Annotated in this window: 19 protein-coding genes; 12 read left to right on the top strand and 7 right to left on the bottom strand. The window is 65.8% G+C overall.

The window, feature by feature from the left end; translation table 11 throughout:
* Positions 1-32: 32 nt before the first annotated feature.
* Positions 33-710 carry a TetR/AcrR family transcriptional regulator gene (locus ACZY0Q_RS11410; protein ID WP_463916897.1) on the top strand — a complete coding sequence of 226 codons (678 nt, stop codon included), beginning with the start codon at positions 33-35 and terminating at the stop codon, positions 708-710.
* A 51-nt stretch (positions 711-761) separates the two neighbouring features.
* Here ACZY0Q_RS11410 and mgtA read toward each other — a convergent pair whose 3' ends face one another.
* Positions 762-3440, bottom strand: a complete 2679-nt coding sequence (mgtA, locus tag ACZY0Q_RS11405) for a magnesium-translocating P-type ATPase (RefSeq protein WP_463916896.1) — start codon at positions 3438-3440, stop codon at positions 762-764.
* A gap of 225 nt (positions 3441-3665) precedes the next feature.
* Between mgtA and ACZY0Q_RS11400 the strand changes: the two genes are divergently transcribed.
* Genes ACZY0Q_RS11400 through ACZY0Q_RS11385 form a run of 4 tightly spaced genes read left to right on the top strand, consistent with a single transcriptional unit; the run spans position 3666 to position 5994 of the window.
* Entirely contained in the window at positions 3666-4016 is a 351-nt protein-coding gene (locus ACZY0Q_RS11400; protein ID WP_463916894.1) for a PadR family transcriptional regulator, read from the top strand.
* 2 nt (positions 4017-4018) lie between these two features.
* Positions 4019-4393, top strand: coding sequence for a DUF1048 domain-containing protein (locus ACZY0Q_RS11395; RefSeq protein ID WP_463916892.1), 375 nt, complete (start codon positions 4019-4021; stop codon positions 4391-4393).
* Positions 4394-4396: 3 nt separating this feature from the next.
* Positions 4397-5230, top strand: a complete 834-nt coding sequence (locus tag ACZY0Q_RS11390) for an ABC transporter ATP-binding protein (RefSeq protein ID WP_463916889.1) — start codon at positions 4397-4399, stop codon at positions 5228-5230.
* The gene (locus tag ACZY0Q_RS11385) at positions 5227-5994 is read left to right on the top strand and encodes an ABC transporter permease (RefSeq protein WP_463916887.1); all 768 of its coding nucleotides are present in this window, start codon (positions 5227-5229) and stop codon (positions 5992-5994) included. The genes ACZY0Q_RS11390 and ACZY0Q_RS11385 overlap by 4 nt, the downstream gene beginning before the upstream one ends.
* Positions 5995-6085: 91 nt before the next feature.
* Here ACZY0Q_RS11385 and ACZY0Q_RS11380 read toward each other — a convergent pair whose 3' ends face one another.
* Both ACZY0Q_RS11380 and ACZY0Q_RS11375 read right to left on the bottom strand, forming a co-directional pair.
* Positions 6086-6364 (bottom strand): YegP family protein, encoded by a 279-nt coding sequence (locus ACZY0Q_RS11380; protein WP_463916885.1) that lies wholly within the window; start codon positions 6362-6364, stop codon positions 6086-6088.
* A 259-nt stretch (positions 6365-6623) separates the two neighbouring features.
* Positions 6624-6881, bottom strand: coding sequence for a hypothetical protein (locus ACZY0Q_RS11375; RefSeq protein WP_463916884.1), 258 nt, complete (start codon positions 6879-6881; stop codon positions 6624-6626).
* 262 nt (positions 6882-7143) lie between these two features.
* On the opposite strand from ACZY0Q_RS11375, the gene ACZY0Q_RS11370 reads away from it, so the two are divergent.
* Together ACZY0Q_RS11370 and ACZY0Q_RS11365 are read left to right on the top strand one after the other, a co-directional pair.
* Positions 7144-7518, top strand: a complete 375-nt coding sequence (locus ACZY0Q_RS11370; RefSeq protein WP_463916882.1) for a hypothetical protein — start codon at positions 7144-7146, stop codon at positions 7516-7518.
* 95 nt (positions 7519-7613) lie between these two features.
* Entirely contained in the window at positions 7614-9203 is a 1590-nt protein-coding gene (locus ACZY0Q_RS11365) for an alkaline phosphatase D family protein (protein ID WP_463916880.1), read from the top strand.
* A gap of 129 nt (positions 9204-9332) precedes the next feature.
* Here the strand turns inward: ACZY0Q_RS11365 and ACZY0Q_RS11360 are convergent, their stop codons facing one another.
* Both ACZY0Q_RS11360 and ACZY0Q_RS11355 read right to left on the bottom strand, forming a co-directional pair.
* A complete protein-coding gene (locus tag ACZY0Q_RS11360; protein WP_463916879.1) occupies positions 9333-9659 on the bottom strand; it encodes a type II toxin-antitoxin system PemK/MazF family toxin in 327 nt (108 codons plus the stop codon).
* Complete coding sequence (locus tag ACZY0Q_RS11355; RefSeq protein WP_463916876.1) at positions 9656-9859, bottom strand: antitoxin MazE family protein; 204 nt, start codon at positions 9857-9859, stop codon at positions 9656-9658. The genes ACZY0Q_RS11360 and ACZY0Q_RS11355 overlap by 4 nt, the downstream gene beginning before the upstream one ends.
* A 122-nt stretch (positions 9860-9981) precedes the next feature.
* Here ACZY0Q_RS11355 and ACZY0Q_RS11350 point away from each other — a divergent pair, with 122 nt between their 5' ends.
* Positions 9982-10407, top strand: a complete 426-nt coding sequence (locus tag ACZY0Q_RS11350) for a GNAT family N-acetyltransferase (protein WP_463916873.1) — start codon at positions 9982-9984, stop codon at positions 10405-10407.
* Between the two features lie 41 nt (positions 10408-10448).
* On the opposite strand, the gene ACZY0Q_RS11345 is transcribed toward ACZY0Q_RS11350, so the two are convergent.
* Together ACZY0Q_RS11345 and ACZY0Q_RS11340 are read right to left on the bottom strand one after the other, a co-directional pair.
* Positions 10449-11669, bottom strand: a complete 1221-nt coding sequence (locus tag ACZY0Q_RS11345; protein ID WP_463916871.1) for an NADP-dependent isocitrate dehydrogenase — start codon at positions 11667-11669, stop codon at positions 10449-10451.
* Positions 11670-11787: 118 nt separating this feature from the next.
* A complete protein-coding gene (locus ACZY0Q_RS11340) occupies positions 11788-13647 on the bottom strand; it encodes a phosphoenolpyruvate carboxykinase (GTP) (protein WP_463916869.1) in 1860 nt (619 codons plus the stop codon).
* A 274-nt stretch (positions 13648-13921) separates the two neighbouring features.
* Here ACZY0Q_RS11340 and ACZY0Q_RS11335 point away from each other — a divergent pair, with 274 nt between their 5' ends.
* From ACZY0Q_RS11335 to ACZY0Q_RS11320, 4 genes are read left to right on the top strand one after another with little or no spacing between them, the layout of a single operon-like run.
* A complete protein-coding gene (locus ACZY0Q_RS11335) occupies positions 13922-14302 on the top strand; it encodes an ArsR/SmtB family transcription factor (protein WP_463916868.1) in 381 nt (126 codons plus the stop codon).
* Positions 14299-16041, top strand: a complete 1743-nt coding sequence (locus ACZY0Q_RS11330) for a SulP family inorganic anion transporter (protein WP_463916867.1) — start codon at positions 14299-14301, stop codon at positions 16039-16041. Before ACZY0Q_RS11335 ends, ACZY0Q_RS11330 begins: the two co-directional genes overlap by 4 nt.
* A complete protein-coding gene (locus ACZY0Q_RS11325) occupies positions 16034-16321 on the top strand; it encodes a hypothetical protein (protein ID WP_463916866.1) in 288 nt (95 codons plus the stop codon). Before ACZY0Q_RS11330 ends, ACZY0Q_RS11325 begins: the two co-directional genes overlap by 8 nt.
* Positions 16318-17022, top strand: coding sequence for an SAM-dependent methyltransferase (locus ACZY0Q_RS11320; protein WP_463916864.1), 705 nt, complete (start codon positions 16318-16320; stop codon positions 17020-17022). The genes ACZY0Q_RS11325 and ACZY0Q_RS11320 overlap by 4 nt, the downstream gene beginning before the upstream one ends.
* The last annotated feature ends 4 nt before the right edge of the window (positions 17023-17026 follow it).

The following is a 17026-nucleotide window of genomic DNA, read 5'->3' as shown; positions in this document are numbered from 1 at the left end:
TGTAATTAACTGGTACAAGGAGTCTAAACCCGGTGGGTCCCGTGGTCAACGAATCGCATCGCCAGGTTCCCCGTCCTCGCGCCTACGACGCCCGGCGTCGCCAGGAGGCAGCCGAGGAGGCGAGGAAGCGGGTGCTCGCGCAGTCGCGCGAATTGTTCCTGACGGGTGGATATGGCCGGACCACCATTGCCGCGATCGCCCGGGCTGCAGGCGTATCGAAGGAGTCCGTATACAAGGGCTTCGGCGGAAAGCCGGGGATCGTCCAGGCGATCTACGAGCAAAGCCTGCTCGGTGCCGGCGGCCCCCCGGCTGAAGATCGGTCGGACCGCGCGCAAACCACAGTCACCGACCCCCGTGAACTCATGGAGCAGTTCGGCCGGTTCATCACCGAAGTCAGTCCACTCGGCTCCCCGGTCTTCCTACTGATTCGGGACGCCGCCGCCAGCGGGGATCCGGACATGGCCGCACTCCTGCTCGACGTCGACGACGCGCGGTACGGCCGGATGCTGCACAACGCCCGGCAGGTCCTCGGCAGGGGATTCCTGAGGGCGGACCTGACAGAGGAGGAGGTAGCGGACGTCATGTTCACGTGCACCTCGGCTGAGCTTTACGAGAACCTTGTCCTCAAGCGCGGCTGGAGCGCCCAGCGCTATGGCCGCTTCATCGCCCGGACGCTCGCAGCCAACCTTCTGCCTGAGCCTCCTGTCTAGCAGCACACCTGTCGAAACCGGGCCTGTCGAAACCGAGCCCGTCGATGGCGGTCACGGCAGCATGCGGCGCCGGTGCCGCGGCGCGGCCACGGGCACCGGTGCGCTGAAGCGAAACGCGCGGCGAGCGATGTGGTGGTTTTCCGGACGACGGCGGACCGGCACCGGTCCGGCGGGAAGCTGCTGGGCATCGCGGGAGAAGAACCAGGCCTTGGCGAATTCCACCAGGACCAGGTACACCACGATCATGCCCAGCAGGGCCAGGAAGAACGGGACCGGGAGCGGGTCGAAGCCCAGCACCCCGGCCAGCGGTGAGAGCGGCAGGAAGATGCCCAGCGCCACCACCCCGAGCGAGGCCACGATCAGACCGGCCGAGGGCCGGCTGCGCAGGAACGGCACGCGCCGGGTCCGGATGGCGAAAATAATGAGGGTCTGGGTGGCGATGGATTCGATGAACCATCCGGCCCGGAACTCCCCCGGCACAGCATGGAAGGCCACCAGCATCAGGGCGAAGGTGGCGAAGTCGAAGAGCGAGCTGATGGGCCCAAAGAGGAACATAAAGCGCCGGATGAAGGCGATGTTCCAGTGCGACGGCGCCCGCAGCTGTTCCTTGTCCACGCGGTCGCCCGGGATGGCCAGCTGACCGGAGTCGTACAGCAGGTTGTTGAGCAGGATCTGGCCGGGCAGCATCGGCAGGAAGCTCAGCACCACTGACGCCGTGGCCGCGCTGAACATGTTGCCGAAGTTGCTGGACGTGCCCATCAGCACGTATTTGATGGTGTTCGCGAAGATCCGGCGGCCTTCCATCACACCCTCGGCGAGGACCCCCAGGTCCTTGTCCAGGAGTACGACGTCGGCGGCGTCCTTGGCGACGTCGGTGGCACTGTCCACGGAGATGCCGATGTCCGCCTTGTGCAGTGCCAGGGCGTCGTTGACGCCGTCGCCCATAAAGCCCACCGATCCGCCGCTTTGGCGCAGCAGGGCGATGATCCGCGCCTTCTGCTCCGGCGAGACCCGGGCAAAGATGGTGGCGGTCCGGGCGGAGGCGGCGAGTTCGGCGTCGGACAGGTTCTCGATGTCTGCGCCTGTCAGGGTCCCGCCGGACAGCACGCCGAGGTCGGCGCAGACTTTTTCGGCGACTTTGGCGTTGTCCCCGGTGGCGATTTTCACGGCGATGCCCAGGGCTGCCAGCTGGTCCAGGGATGCTTTGGCGTTGGCTTTGGGCCGGTCCAGGAAGATCAGGAAGCCCGCCAAATCGAGGCCGCGCTCGTCGGCGGGGACGAGCTTGCCCAGCCCCGCAGCGGAACGGGTGGCCACCGCCACCACCCGGGAGCCGGCGTCGAACTGTTCATCCAGCATCGCCTGTACGGCAGGCGGGGTGGCCCCGCAGAGTGCCAGCACGTCCTCCGGGGCGCCCTTGGTGACCAGCCGCGCCGGGCCGCCGCCCTCCCGCACCAGCACGGTGGTGCGGCGGCGCTGGTGGTCGAAGCCAATCAGGTCCAGGCGCTCGTAGCGGGCCGGGTCGAAGGTGGCCGCGCCGGGGCTGTCCCAGAGGGCGGCGTCCAGCGGGTTCTGCCCGGCAGAGGAGAGCTTGGCCTCCGCATAGTCGGCCTCGGTGGCCAGCAGTCCCAAGGTGAGCAGGCCGCCGTCGGACGTGTCAGGGGTGACCGGAAGCGTGCCGGTGAAGCTGATCCGCCCCTCGGTCAGGGTTCCGGTTTTGTCGGTGACCAGGATGTCCATGTCCCCCAGGTCCTCGATGCATACGAGCCGTTTGACCAGCACCTTCCGTTTGGCCAGCTGGCGGGTTCCGGTGGCGAGGCTGGTGCTGACCACCGCGGGGAGCAGCTGCGGCGTGATGCCCACCGCGATAGCCAGCGAGAACAGCAGGGATTCGATGAGCGGGCGCTGCAGCAGCAGGTTGGCGATGAAGATCAGCGAGGTGAGCCAGATGGCCACCTGCAGAAGCAGGAAGCTGAACCGTTTGAGCCCGAGCTGGAATTCGGTCTGCGGCTGCCGTTCGCCCAGCCCCAGCGCGATCCGACCGAATTCAGCGCGCCCGCCGGTGGCCACCACCACGCCGGTGCAGCCGCCGGACTGGATGACGGTGCCCATAAACACGCACGAGGCGAGGTCGCCCAGGGCCGAGTCGGCCGGGACCGGCGCGCGGTCCTTGGCGGCGGGCATCGACTCCCCCGTGAGGATGCTTTCGTCGCAGAGGAGGTTATGGGTGTCCAGGAGCCGGAGGTCGGCGGGGATGATGGCGCCCAGGGAGAGGTGGACGACGTCGCCGGGGACCAGGGCGGTGACGTCCACGTCGCGGGTGGTTCCGCCGCGGACTACCACGGCGCGGTGGGTGACGCGGGAATGCAGGGCTTCGGAGGCGCGTTCCGCCCGGAATTCGTTGGCGAAGCCGAGCCCCACGCTGACCAGCAGGATCACGCCGATCACCGCCGAGTTGGTGGCATCGCCCAGGAACAGGGACAGCCCGGCCGTAATGATCAGCAGGATGAGGATGGGGCTGCAGAACTGCCGGCCCAGGACCGCCCAGCCGTTGGCCCGGTGGGTGCGGACGGCGTTGGGACCCAGGTCCGCGAGGCGCGCGGCGGCTTCCTGGTCGGCCAAGCCCTCGGGGCGTGAGGCCAGGCGTTCCAGCACCTGTTCCGCGGTAAGGCTTGCGGCATCGGTGATGGGCAGCTGGACGGAGCTCCGCTCCCGGACGTTGAGCTCTGCCATGCGGATCCGTTCGGACGCGTCGAGGTTCGGAGAGTCGGGTTACGGCTAAGCGTACGGCGCGGAACTGGGACCGGTCACCCACGGGACCTGCCTCCCGCCGTCGTTCGCTGAAACGCCCGACGGCGGCGGTATCCGCCTCCATTTTACTCCCCTTGCGCCGTGACTACTTAGTGTTACTATTTAGTGGTAGTCAGTAACACTGAGTAGTCGAGGGAGAAGAGTTCCATGGGCAATCAGACCACCGAGATGCTCAAGGGCACGCTCGAGGGCATCGTCCTCGCGATCCTGGCCGCGCGGCCGGAGTACGGCTATGAGATCACCGCCAAGTTGCGCGACCAGGGCTTCTCCGACATCGCCGAGGGCACCGTTTACGCCCTGCTTGTCAGGATCGAACAGCGCGGCCTCGTCGACGTCGAGAAGGTCCCGTCAGAGAAGGGGCCGCCGCGCAAGGTCTACTCGCTGAACGCGCTGGGCGGCGAGTACCTCGAAGAATTCTGGAGGACATGGAGTTTCCTCGCAGAACGGATCGAACACCTCCGCCACAACATCAAAAGCACGCAGGACGAAGGAGAGTAACCATGGCCGCAAAGTGGATCGAGACCCTCACCGGCTCGCTCGAGCAGAAGAAACAGTACAAGAAGGACAAAGCCCGCATTGAGGCACTCCCCGCGCCGTACGCAACCGCGGCGAAGGCCATGCACCGGTACTTCATGTACTTCGGGGGCATCACCGACGGCGACACGCTCATGACGATGTTCGGCGACCTGGCAGACCTCTGGGAGCGGGCCGCCATCGATGGGACGCCGGTGCGCGCGATCGTCGGCGACGATCCGGTGGAGTTCGCCGAGACCTTCGCGCAGGCATACTCCGGCAGGCAGTGGATCGACAAGGAGCGCGAGCGCCTCACGAAGGCGATCGATGCCGCCGCCGACGACACCCGAGAGGGGAAATGACGCATGACCACCAACCAGGCCCTTGGACCCGCCATCCGGGTGCAGGGCATCGAGAAGTCGTTCAAGGACCTGCACGTGCTGCGGGGCGTCGACTTTGATGTGAGGGCGGGGAGCATCTTCGCGCTGCTCGGCTCGAACGGTGCGGGCAAGACCACGCTGGTGCGGATCCTGTCGACGCTGCTGAAGGCCGACGCCGGCACCGCAACGGTCAACGGGTTCGACGTCGGCGCGACGCCCGGCGACGTGCGCGAGTCCATCAGCCTGACCGGCCAGTTCGCCGCGGTTGATGAAGTGCTCACCGGCCGGGAGAACCTCGTGCTGATCGCCAAGCTGCGGCACCTGAAGAACCCGGGCGCGATCGCGGACGGCCTGCTCGCCCGCTTCGCGCTCACCGAGGCAGGAAACCGCAAGGCGGCGACGTACTCGGGCGGCATGCGCCGCCGGCTCGACATCTCGATGAGCCTGATCGGGAACCCGCCGATCATCTTCCTCGACGAACCCACCACTGGACTCGACCCCCAGGCGCGCATCGAGGTGTGGCAGACCATCAAGCAACTTGCCAGTCAGGGCACCACGGTGCTGCTGACCACGCAGTACCTCGACGAGGCCGAACAGCTCGCCGACCGGATCGCGATCCTGCACAAGGGCACCATCATCCAGAACGGCACCCTCGCCGAACTCAAGCAACTCCTCCCGCCCGCCAAAGTCGAGTACATCGAGAAACAGCCCTCCCTCGAGGACGTCTTCCTCGCCCTCGTCGGTGACACCGGAGAGACCGATATCGCCGACCAGAGCCGCACCCCCGGCACGTTCCCGGCAGGAAAGGAAATCCGATGACCACCACCCACGTCCTCGGCGACACCGGCGTCCTCACCGCCCGCTCGCTGCGCCACATCCTCCGCAGCCCCGACACGATCATCACCACCGCGGTCACCCCGATCGCGCTGATGCTGCTCTTCGTGTACGTTTTCGGCGGCGCGATCAACACCGGATCCGACGAGTCGTACGTCAACTACATGCTCCCCGGCATCCTGCTCATCACCATCGCGTCCGGCATTGCGTACACCGCGTACCGGCTGTTCCTGGACATGCAGGGCGGCATCTTCGAACGCTTCCAGTCCATGCCCATCGCGCGGTCCAGCGTGCTCTGGGCGCACGTGCTCACCTCCCTGGCCGCGAACCTGGTCTCGGTCGCGTTGGTCATCGGCGTCGCCCTGATCATGGGTTTCCGCACCGGAGCATCCGTGGGAGCCTGGCTCGCGGTGGCCGGTGTCCTGGTCCTGTTCACCCTCGCGCTGACCTGGATCGCCGTGATCGCCGGGCTCTCCGCGAAGACCGTCGACGGCGCGAGCGCGTTCAGCTACCCGCTAATCTTCCTGCCGTTCATCAGCTCGGCGTTCGCGCCCACCGACTCGATGCCCGGCCCGGTGGCATGGTTCGCCGAGAACCAGCCCGTAACCTCCATCGTGAACACCATCCGGGCACTGTTTGCCCAGCAGCCGGTGGGCAGTGACATCTGGATCGCCCTCGCCTGGCTCGCCGGCATTCTGGCCGTCGGCTACGGCTTCGCGATCGCCATCTACCGTCGCAAGATCAGCTGAGGCCGAGCGGTCTTGAGGGCATGGATCGCGCGATCAAATTGCGGCCGCGTCCCGCGAGCACCCCAGAAGCCTGGGGCCGATGCACAGAAGATCATCCCGTCCCGAGCTTGTCCTGGATCCGGGGCCGATCCATGGTCCTTGGCTGTCGAGTCCGCGGTGTGTGCGGCGTCCGTGTCCTGCCGGGGGTCTGGTCCGAGAGGTCGGCGACCAGGCCCGTGCCCGCACATTCCCGTACGGCATCGATTCCGGCGACGGCTGCTAACTTGTCATCGAAACCGGACGACACGGCCAATACCAATCCCCTGCCGTCGAGGAGCCGGAACCTGAACTGCGATTGCGCATCAACGAATAACTCAAAACGACCAGCCATGGTGTTCCCCTTTGCAGACGGGGAGCACCCCGCCCAACAGCCCTCGGTAAGGGCCTGCGGAAACCGCCTGCTGCTGGACGGTTCCGGACCAATCGAACGCGCGCTGCGTCGCAAATGGTCCGTCAAAAAAATTGGTGACACTGTGCCGTCACCAATCCTCATCCAACCATGCGGTTCAGGCTTCAACAAGCCACGTTGACGGCTTCGGCGGGATCTTCAGCGAATTGCGGTGCACTGGATGGTGCTGAGTGCCTGCTGTTCACGGTTGGACGGAGTCAAAAAACCGGTATTCCGGCGGAGCGGTCCGGGCCTCGTGCGCCTTGGCCTGGATGAAGTCGCGGTCTTCCTGGGACAGTTCGCTCTCGCCATGCCGGTCACCCACGTCCGTCCCGCCAGTCTCCTTGCAGATGATCGCCGTGATAGTCCTTGGCAGGATCAGGCACCCCGGGTTGTCGATGAGCCACTGCTGGGTGGTGTGATCGAGTTGGTCCCATTGGTCCTTGATGTTCATCCCCATGACTGCTGCCTCCCCAGGCGAACGCGCGTGTTAACGGGCCCCGGCATTACGTCGGTAACCAAGTGCGCTCAGCGTACCCGCGCCAGCAAGCGAATGACAGGGGCCGCCGGCACGGAACGGCCGCGTACCTGGCCGGGATGAGGCAGCCGCTGGCCAACCGACTTGATTCGCTGCAGACCTGCCGGATTTTGGAGGTTGAGCCTGCCGAATCAAGTACAGAATTGACCTGATCCAATCGAGGGGCTGGAAGGTAAAATGGACCATGTTGGTCTTCCCAGCCATCGGACTCCTGCTTTGGATTGCCTTCCTTTTTGCCGTTCTGGTCCTAAGCGGCATTGCTTGGGCCGTGTGCCAGCTGGCGCTCGGGATCCTGAATCTCATAGAGCGGCCAAGACAGAAGAAAGTTACCAGCGCCAGACGGGACCCAGCCCGGGTCCAACGCCCCGTCCTGGCCCGGGCTCCGCTGCGGACAGCACCCGCGGTTCGAGACCGGGCACCGCGACCGGCACCCGCCCCAGCACCGGCCTTGGCCTCGTCCGACATCTGGCCCAAGTGGACCCCGGCGTACCGCCGCTACGTGGACCAGGAGTTGGCCCTCTGGCAGGAGCAGTTCGACACGCTGAACTCCCGCAGGTAGAAACTCCACCAAATCGACAGCTCTTGTCACGCAGTTAACCACCCATTCACGCCGCTCTCACAACCTGTCCAACCGGCCGCAATACGGTCAATCCCATGGACAATATTTCACGCAGATCCCTCCTTTCCGCCGGCCTCGGGGCCGGGCTCGTCGCCGCTTGGCCGGGTGCCGCCATCGCCACCTCCACAGCGGACGACGCCGGCCTCCGCACCGATCCGTTCCTGCTGGGCATCGCCTCCGGCGAGCCGTGGCCGGACGGCTTCGTGATCTGGACCCGGCTGGCGCTGGACCCGATCGCGGAGGACGGGCTGGGCGGCATGCCCTCACGCAACGTCGCCGTGGCGTGGGAAGTGGCTGAAGACGCCGGCATGCGCACCGTAGTAGCCCGCGGCGTCGAGCATGCCCGGATCGAAACCGCCCACTCCGTGCACGTCGAACTCAAAGGCCTGCGGCCGGGGCGTGAGTACTTCTACCGGTTCCGCACCGGCAAGCACGTCAGCGTAGTGGGACGCACCCTCACCAGCCCGGCACCGCACGAGACGCCGGCGGCGCTGGCCATGGCCTTCGCCAGCTGCTCGCAGTACGAGCACGGCTACTTCACCGCCTACTCGCGGCTGGCCCAGGACCACCCGGACCTGGTGCTGCACCTGGGTGACTACATGTACGAGTACAAGAAAGGCAGCTACGTGATCGGCGGCGGCAACCCGCGCGATCACCAGGGCCCGGAGACCTCCAGCCTGGCCGGCTACCGGCAGCGGCACGCGCAGTACAAGTCCGACGCCGATCTGCAGGCCGCGCACGCGATCGCACCGTGGCTGGTGGTGTGGGATGACCACGAGGTGGACAACAACTGGGCGGACGAGGTCCCGGAAAACCAGGACGCCGCGCAGCTCAACGACACCACCGAGCGTTTCCGGCAGCGCCGCACCGCCGCGTTCCAGGCGTATTACGAGAACATGCCGCTGCGGGCATCCTCCGTGCCGGCCGGGTTCGACATGAAGATTTACCGCACCATCCAATGGGGCCAGCTGGCCAACTTCCACATGATGGACACCCGGCAGTACCGCGACGACCAGCTCGCCGGCGACGGCTGGAAGAAGAACGTCACCGAGCGCCTCGCGGAGAACCGGACCATCACCGGCGCGGAGCAGGAGAAGTGGCTGCTGGACGGCTTCAAGAACTCCACCCAGCGTTGGGACATCCTGGGCCAGCAGGTGTTCTTCGCCGAGCGGGACAGGGACAAGGCACCGGAGATCGACGACGTCTCCATGGACGGGTGGGACGGCTACGCCGCCTCACGCCGCCGCATCACCCAGGGCTGGGTGGACGCGAACGTGCGCAACGCCGTGGTCCTCACCGGCGACGTGCACCGTAACTGGGCCAACGACCTCAAGGTGGACTACAAGGACCCCGCCTCCCCCGTCGTCGGCTCCGAACTAGTTTGCACGTCCATCACCTCCACGGGTGACGGCACCGGCTCCACCACGGATCCGACCATGGCGTGGAACCCGCACCTGAAGTTCTACAACGACAACCGCGGCTACGTGAACACCAAGATCACCAAGGACGCGCTCACCGCGGACTTCCGGGTCCTGGACTACGTCACGACGCCGGGTGCTCCCGTCAGCACGAAGGCCTCCTTCGCCATCCAGGACGGTGTGCCGGGCCTGATGGCACGAGGATAAGTTCCTCAGCGAGGCGCCCGGCCGGGATTCCTCGGCCGGGCGCTGCTGCGTGTTGGGGGAAATCATGTTAGATCTGAATCACATCGATCGGACATGACAGACCTTGTAGCTCGTCAGGGCTTGAACCGGTCAACGCCCTAGGCCAATAAAGACGGCTAGGGACTGCTCAACGGCAACCATGGTTTTGGAATCTACTCGGCCTATCCGCTGCCCGAGGTTGGCACGCCGCACGGTGGTGAGCTTATCCACCATGATCTGGCTAAGTTGTTCCAAGCCGGTGAGCTGCCCGGGGTGAATTGTCAGCCTCAGCAGCGGGGCATCCGTCAGGTGGGAAGTCAGCGGCAGAAGAGTTATCGACTCCGATGCCGCAAACAGGTCGTCCTGGATGATGAGTGCGGGCCTCGGTTTCTGCGCATATGTTCCGCCCGAAACCATCCACAACTCGCCGCGGTTCACTCCGGCCAGTCTTCCGCAATCTGTTCAATGAAATCTTGATCGTGGCTAGCGCGGTCGGAGGCCGCGACTGCCAGCGCTTGACGGTAGGCTTCACGCCTAAACTCCGCTGTACGGGTGTCCGGAACCCACATCTGAATCTGCCGGAAGCCTCGTTCCCGCATGGCAACTCGGTGCCGTGCTACACGATCTCTTACGCTCATAAATAATTGTTACATGTAACGACGTTAAGCGGCATTTGGCCTTTTGAGGTCATTAGCCAGCCGGGCGGACGCCGTGGGCGACGCTTCCTCGCAGCCGGCGCTGGCCCGGTTGGAGGAGTACGTTGCCAGAGTGGCTGCAGCGGAGGTTGCTACCCTGTGAATCTAGTTTTTCGGCCGGCAACGCCTCCGGCGCGGTGGTCGCGGCAGTGACACTTACCTTCGCAGGGCAGCCGTATAGCGAGGTCGCGATTGAAAATGAGCTTGAGTTCCGGATGCTCGCCGTTGATCCTGCCACCCAAGGCAGCGGAGTTGGGCGCCAGGTGGTCCGCCGGGTCATCGAACATTCCGAGTCGCTGCCAAGCATCACGGCGATCAGCATCACGAGTGCGACGTTTATGGAACGGGCCCACAGCCTTTACGAATCCCTCGGCTTCAGGCGGGCTCCCGCCCAGGACTGGTATGTGCCGGGCGAGGATGTACTCCTGTGGGTGTTCCGGCTGGAGCTGTCCCGCGGTGCCACCGGCTCGAGGCGGAACGCCAGCTTGTAAGGCACCACCCGGAGTACGAGCACGGCTATTTCACCGCCTGCCTAGCCCAGGCGTGCCTTGAGGTTGTCGTCCAGTGCTGCGAGGAACTCCTCTGTGCTGAGCCATGCCTGGTCCGGTCCCACCAAGAGAGCCAGGTCCTTGGTCATCTGGCCGGCTTCGACCGTCTTGATGACGACATCTTCAAGGATGACGGCAAACTCTTTGACGGCAGGGGTGTTGTCGAGTTTGCCGCGGTGCATGATGCCGCGGGTCCACGCGAAGATCGAGGCGATCGGGTTGGTGGACGTCTCGTTGCCCTGCTGGTGCTGGCGGTAGTGGCGCGTCACGGTGCCGTGTGCGGCTTCGGCCTCGACGGTCTTGCCATCCGGGGTCATCAGCACGGAGGTCATGAGGCCGAGCGAGCCGTAGCCTTGGGCGATGGTGTCGGACTGGACGTCACCATCGTAGTTCTTGCAGGCCCAGACGTAGCCGCCTTCCCACTTCATCGCCGAAGCGACCATGTCATCGATCAGGCGGTGCTCGTAGCTAAGGCCCGCTGCTTCAAACAGGTCCTTGAACTCGGCGTCGAATACTTCCTGGAATAGATCCTTGAACTGGCCGTCATAGGCCTTCAGGATGGTGTTCTTGGTGGAGAGGTAGACGGGGTAGTTGCGCTGCAGTCCATAGGCGAAGGAGGCGCGGGCGAAATCCCGGATGGAATCGTTGAAGTTATACATGCCCATGGCAACCCCTCCCCCGTCGGGGTAGGTGACCACCGTCTGCTTGATCTCTTCGCCTCCGTCGGCGGGCGTGAAGGTCATGGTCAGCGTGCCAGGGCCGGGGACCTTGAAGTTGGTCGCCATGTACTGGTCGCCGAAGGCATGGCGGCCGATGATGATCGGCTTGTTCCAGCCCGGAACCAGGCGCGGGATGTTGGAAATGATGATCGGCTCACGGAAAACGACGCCACCCAGGATGTTGCGGACGGTTCCGTTCGGGGACGGCCACATCTTCTTCAGGCCGAATTCCTCGACCCGGGCCTCGTCCGGGGTGATCGTCGCGCACTTAACACCAACGTTGTATTCCTTGATGGCGTTCGCGGCGTCGATCGTGACCTGGTCATTGGTCGCGTCACGGTTCTGGATGGACAGGTCGAAGTATTTCAGGTCCACATCCAGATACGGGACGATCAGGCGGTCCTTGATGAACTGCCAGATGATGCGGGTCATCTCGTCGCCGTCAAGCTCCACAATGGAGCCAACGACCTTGATCTTCTCGTTCATGCGGTCTCCTTGATTTCATGGGCCCAATGACCCACACCGATGGTGGTCTCTGACATCTGCGAACCCGTGGCGGCGCCCGGTGCACGGACGGTTCCGGGCACCGGGCACCACCTGGCACCTATCGGGAACTGACCCTCGGCGTCCCCCGGCGGGCGGCGAAGCGGTTCTTGAGATGTTGCAGCTCGGCCGGCAGCTCGGGAGGCAAAGAGTCGCCGAACCGGGCGTACCACTGATCGATGCTGTCGATTTCCTGCGCCCATTCCTGTGAATCGACCGCCAGGGCGGCACTGAGGTGTCCGGGGGTGACGTCGAGGCCTTCGATGTCGAGGGACTCCGGCGCGGGGACGAAGCCGATGGGGGTTTCGATGGCAGCCGCTGTCCCCTCGAGCCTTTCGATGGCCCATTTCAGGACGCGGGAGTTGTCTCCGAATCCGGGCCAGAGGAAACTTCCGTCGGCGCCGCGGCGGAACCAGTTGACCAGGAAGATCCGGGGCAGCCGGGCGGGGTTGGCCGTCCGGCCGGTCTCCAGCCAGTGGTTGAGGTAGTCCCCGGCGTTGTAGCCGATGAAGGGAAGCATGGCCATCGGATCGCGGCGGACGACCCCGACCTGACCGGCGGCTGCCGCTGTCGTCTCGGAAGACAGTGTTGATCCCATGAACACGCCGCCCGCCCAGTCCCTGGACTCGGTGACCAGGGGGATGGTTGTCTTCCGGCGGCCACCGAAGAATATGGCCGACAGCGGCACACCCTGGGGTTGGTAGTATTCTTCGGCCAGGATATCGACCTGGCTGATGGGCGTGCAGAACCGTGAGTTGGGATGGGCCGCGGGCCGGCCGGAGGCCGGGGTCCAGTCCTGGCCGGTCCAGTCGGTCAGGTGCTCGGGGATGTCCCGGGTCATCCCTTCCCACCAGACGCCGCCGTCGTCGGTGAGGGCCACGTTGGTGAAGATGGTGTTGCCCTTGGCGATGGCGTCCATAGCGTTGGGGTTCGTGTGCCATCCGGTACCCGGTGCGACGCCGAAGAGGCCTGCCTCCGGGTTGGTGGCGCGCAGTTCCCCGTCCTTGCCCGGACGTATCCAGGCGATGTCATCGCCTAGGGTTTCCACCTTCCACCCCTCCACGGTGGGGTGGAGCAGGGCGAGGTTGGTTTTGCCGCAGGCCGAGGGGAACGCCGCGGAAATGTAGTAGGACTTCTGCTCGGGGCTGGTGAGTTTGAGGATGAGCATGTGTTCCGCGAGCCAGCCCTCCTGCCGGGACATCGCGGACGCAATGCGCAGTGAGTAGCACTTCTTGCCCAGCAGGGCGTTGCCTCCGTACCCGGAGCCGTAGGACCAGATGGACTTCTCCTGCGGGAAGTGCACGATCCATTTCTCGTCGTTGCAGGGCCAACTGACGTCCTGCTGGCCTGGTTCCAGCGGCGCCCCGACGGAGTGCAGGGCGGGGACGAAGTCCGCGTCCAGTTCAACCATTTTGGCCAGGACATCGGAGCCGGTGTGGGCCATGATGTGCATGGAGGCCACGACGTAGGCGCTGTCGGTGATCTCGACCCCGAATTTGGGGTCCTCCGCGTCGAGGTGGCCCATCACGAACGGAATCACATACATGGTGCGCCCGCGCATGGCGCCGGCAAAGAGCCCCTGCAGCTTGTCCTTCATCTGCGCCGGTTCCATCCAGTTGTTGGTGAAGCCCGCACCCCCTTCGTCTTCGGAGCAGATGAAAGTCCGCTCTTCGACGCGGGCGACGTCCTTGGGGTCGGAGAAGGCGGCAAAGGAGTTGGGGAACTTGTCCTCGGCCAGGCGCGTCAGCGTGCCGGCGGCGACGAGCCCGTCGGTAAGCGCACGGTATTCGGCCTCTGATCCGTCGATCCAGTGGATGCGGTCCGGTTCGGTCAGGGCGGCTACCTCGCCGACCCAGTCCAGAAGACGGGTGGAGGCAACGGGGGCGGCGTCCAGGAGGCTGGAGTATGTGGTGTTGTGCACGGTTCTCTTCCTTCCCCCGCCCTGACAGCGGGCGGGGCGGTCCTAGAAAAGTCATGGAAATTGTTCGTGAAGCCTCGGCCAGTACTGACAAGAATCAGCAACGGCCGCGGGCCGCACCGATAAAGGAATCGGGCGAAGGCTTTACTATTTGATGGATACATCATCTAATATAACAGTCATTCAATGGCGCGGGCCGTTCTGCCGTCACCGCACTGGATGATAGAACTATAAAATAGTCAAGCAAGTACTTAGGGTGATCGGCCGGGAGGCAGGCATGGAAGAATTCTCGGATTTCCGGGCACCGTTATACGAGGTGAAGGCCAACCTTTTCAAGGGACTGGCCCATCCGGTACGGATCCGGGTGCTGGAGCTCCTGTGTGAGGCGCCGGAGGTGTCCGTGACGGATCTTCTCGCCGCCACGGGCCTGGAGGCCTCGCACCTGTCCCAGCACCTGTCCGTGCTGCGCCGCTACCACCTGGTCAGGGGGGAGCGCCGCGCCCTGCAGATGTTCTACTCGCTGGCGTACCCGCAGGTGGCTGAGCTGCTGTCCGTGGCACGCCTCCTGCTCAACGACATGCTGCACACCACCCGAGAACAGCTCGAGTACTCGGGGGCAGCGGCTCCTGCCGCGGCGGCGGCAGGCGGCACACGATGAGGGCCCTGACCGCTGCCCGGGCGCTCCTGCCCGGCCGGAAAGATTACGCGGAGCTGCCGCGCACCTGGAAAGGGGACCTCATCGCCGGGGTCACCGTCGGCATCGTCGCCCTCCCGCTGGCACTGGCCTTCGGGGTCAGCTCCGGGGCCGGTGCGGCCAGCGGACTGATCACCGCGGTGATCGCCGGCGTGATTGCCGCCGTGTTCGGCGGTTCCAACATCCAGGTTTCCGGCCCGACCGGGGCCATGGTCGTCGTCCTGGGTCCCGTCATCGCCGCACACGGCGCCGGGGCCCTTGCCGCGGTGGCCGTCCTCGCCGGGGTCATCGTCATCGCTGCCGGTGTCCTCAAGCTCGGCCGGGTCGTGACCCTGCTGCCCTGGCCGGTGATCGAAGGATTCACCCTCGGAATCGCCATGATCATCTTCCTCCAGCAGGTCCCCGCGGCGTTCGGCGTGAAGGCAGGCCCGAGCAGCAACGCCGCCGTCTCTGCCGTCCAGGGACTCACAACGGCGTCCCCCGCCGCCGTCCTGGCCCCGCTGGCACTGGTGGCACTGGTCGCCGTCATCATGATCGCCGCACCCCGGATTCATCCGCAGATCCCCGGCTCGCTGATCGCCATCATCATCGCCAGCATCGCCGCCCAGGTACTGGACCTTCCGGTAGCCCGGATCGGTTCCCTGCCCGATACCCTGCCGGCCCCGGTCATCCCCGCCCTCGACTGGGGGACCGTGACTGCCCTGGCCGGGCCGGCCGCGACGATCGCGGCCCTGGCGGCGATCGAGTCGCTGCTCTCGGCCCGGGTTGCCGCGTCGATCTCCGATACCGGCCCCTACGACGCCGACCGTGAACTCCTTGGCCAGGGCCTTGCCTCCGTCTGTTCCGGGTTCTTCGGCGGCATGCCGGCCACCGGCGCCATCGCTCGCACCGCCGTGAACATCCGCTCCGGCGGCCGGACCCGGCTCGCCGCCATCACGCACGCCCTGGTGCTGCTGGGCGTCGTGTACCTGGCCACCGGCCCGGTCTCCCGGATCCCGCTCGCCGCCCTCGCAGGTGTCCTGATGGTCACCGCCACCCGCATGGTCTCCCTCAGCACCCTCCGCAGCGTCATCGGATCAACACGTGCCGACACGGTCGTTTTCTTCGTCACAGCCCTGATCACGGTGTCCTTCGACCTGATCGAGGCAGTGGCCATCGGCATCGCCGTCGCGTCCTTCTTCGCCCTGCGCACCCTGGTCAAGTCCAGCGGCGTGCACCGCGAAGAGATCCCCGGCCCCATTCAGGAAGGCGACGAACACATCGCGGTGTTCCGGCTCGACGGGGCCCTGTTTTTCGCCGCGGCCGAACGCGTGCTGGACCGGGTCAGCGCGATCCGAAACGTCGATGTCGTCATCATCCGCATGTCACAGCTCCAGGTCCTGGATGCAACCGGCGCCCGGGTCATCACCGACATCGTCAACGCCCTCGAACGCCGCGGCATCACCGTGCTGATCAAAGGCATCCAGGAACGCCACCTAGCCTTGGTCACCAAGGTCGGTGTGGTGGAATCCCTGCGCCACCACAAACACCTCTTCGATGATCTGCCGCCCGCCGTGGAACACGCCCGCAGCCACGTCGCCCGCGCCAGGGCCGCCCGTACAACAGAACATCCCTCACAGGACAAGGCATCCGACACCGGCCAAAACCGCGTCCATGGCCAGGCCGCGGCAGCCACCCCCGCAGTACCACGGACCCATGAATGATCAGGAGCATCCTTTGCCGCCAACAGCACCCCTGGAATCCCAGACCGAACCGGACCGCATGCCGCAATACCTCCTGGCCTCCGCGCTCACGGCCCTTCTGCTGTTCAGCCTCCCGGCACTTTTCGCGGGGCCCACGAACCCGGCCTGGCTGGCCGCGGCGGTATTGACCGGCCCAATCGTCGGCATCCCCGCCGGAATCGCTGCTTTCCGGCGGCGCAACAACTCACGCTACGGCCCCGCAGGGGCAGGAGCGCTGCGCCCGGGCAGGAGCCGGCCATGAGCGTGGACGGCATGCCGCTGCCGGCATGGAAGCACGCAAGGGGACGGCCCGGCTACCCCGCCGACGCCGCGGCCTGGAACCGCTGGCACGCCGAAGCCGATTACGGCTGGTCCCCGGCCAGCTCGTCCGTGCGCTCGGAACTGAATGGGCTGGCCCCCGGACGGGCGCTGGACCTTGGAGCCGGGGACGGCCGCCACGCGGTGTGGCTGGCCGGCCGCGGCTGGCACGTGAACGCCATGGATTTTTCCACCGAAGCCCTGGCCATCGGACGCGAACGCGCCTTCGCCGAGGGCGTCACGGACCTGATCACCTGGTCAGTAACCGACGTCACCGCCCACACCCCCGCCCCGGGGAGCTTGGACCTGGTCCTGGCCGCCTTCCTTCACCTGCCCGGCGCGGACCTTGAGAGCACCATAGCCCGCATCTCCCCGGGCCTGGTCCCCGGCGGGCTCTTCCTGTACATCGGCCACGACCCGGCGGACCCCCGCGAAAGCGCCCTCGGACCACGGGCCGCAGCCGTGCTGCCTGACAAAGCCCGGGTGGCCGCCTGGGCCCGGCGGTCCGGACTGCAGGTTGAATCAGCCGAAACGCGGTCACGGCCAGTTCCCGGGTCCCGCCGCCCCGCACTGGACTGCGTCGTTCTCGCCCGCAGTCGGGCCTCTCCAGCCCAGTCTTCGTCCGCCAAATACTCCCACCGTTAGGTCC

The sequence above is a fragment of the Pseudarthrobacter lactosi genome (assembly GCF_055412785.1).
This window is presented reverse-complemented; position numbering and strand designations above follow the sequence as displayed.